Source organism: Allobosea sp. P1_A7, from assembly GCF_056406775.1.
In genome coordinates this window covers 1-1,383 of the sequence record NZ_JBFTZN010000563.1, presented here as the reverse complement: position 1 = coordinate 1,383, position 1,383 = coordinate 1, and the positions used below count along the sequence as shown (strand labels likewise).

Here is a 1,383-nt window from a genome sequence, read left to right as displayed (position 1 = left end):
GAGATTTCGGTGCCCGGTCCTCATCTTGAGGCTTTTGCAAGCTTCAGGAGGTTGTGAGCGGTACAGATCATTGCCCATTCGCCTCGGACCTGATCGAGACCGCGCAGGAGCAACTGCCGGAAGCCTCTGGCTTGCTTGATCTGCCCGAACACSGGCTCGACCACCTGCTTCCTGAGGCGGTAGCGGCTCCTGCGGCCAGCCCGCTTCAGCCGTGCGGCCATAGCGCTCATSAAGGGCATCTTCGTCAGTCTACGGCGCCCGACCGCGTTCCCCTCGCCGTGGCGCGCACGGCCTGGGGCGAGGTAGCCCGCAATCCCTCTCTCCTTCAACGCGGCCAGGTTCACCTCGCTGGCAAAGCCCGCATCGCCCGAGACCTCACGCGGCTTGCGCCCAAGATGGACGCGGACATCGTCGATGAGCGGCACGAGGGCGCGATAGTCGGCGGAGTTGGTCACCAACCGGTGGGCCACGATGATCTGATGGGCGGCATCGACCGCGATCTGGCCATTGTAGCCCTGCACGAACCCGTCGCGCGTGGGCAGGATGCGGCTGTCCTGGTCGGTGAAGTTGCGCTGCGCCCGGTCGGGCGGTCCACCGTCCTCGCTCCGCAACGCCCGGCCCTGCCAGCGCATGCCCGACGATGCGCCTGGTCCGCTCTCGTCCTCCGGATCCGGCGGATCGGCAGCCTCTGCCTCCAGCGTCTCCTTGGCAGCTCGGATCCTCTCCAGCCGACGCTGTTTGTCGGCCATCCAGTCCGGTGTCTCGTCCCCACGTCGGTCCGCGCCATGAACCTGATCCTCGGTCGCGTCGGTGTCGCGCGCCTGATCGAGCCATTGTGCGACCTCGGCGGCCAACGCAGGCTCCGTCGTCTTCATCCGCCCGTAGCTCATGGCCTTATGGCGCGAGGCGTTCGCCTTCAGTTTGGTCCCGTCGACCGCCACGTGTGCGAACTCGACCAAACCGGCCGCCCGGCACAGACGCAGCACCTGCACGAACASGTCCGATAGGACCACGAGGTGGCGCTTGCGGAAGTCGGCGATGGTCCGGAAGTCCGGCCGGTTCAGGCCGGTCACTGCCATGACGTCGACCCGCTCCTCGCAGGCGCGGGCGAGCTGACGCGAAGAGTACAGGCCACGGCTGTAGCCATAGAGAAGCAGGGCCACCATCATGCCGGGATGGTAGGGCGGATAGCCGCGCTCCTCGGTGTAGCTGTCGATAATAGCCGAAAGGTCGAGCCCTTCGCGCACCGTGTCACGGACGAAATGCGCCAGGTGACCGGGCGGCACGAACTCATGCAGCGAAGGCGGCAAAAGCCAGCCCTGATCGACATCCCAAGAGCGAAACACTTTGGCCATGAGCCAGTGAATCATCCCGAAGCCACCC

1 protein-coding gene is annotated in these 1,383 nt (G+C 65.9%); it reads right to left on the bottom strand.

All coding sequences use genetic code 11. The features are described from left to right. Window positions 1-20 precede the first annotated feature (20 nt). Complete coding sequence (locus AC1D34_RS37610; RefSeq protein WP_476827035.1) at window positions 21-1,355, bottom strand: IS1182 family transposase; 1,335 nt, start codon at window positions 1,353-1,355, stop codon at window positions 21-23. Between the last annotated feature and the right edge of the window lie 28 nt (window positions 1,356-1,383).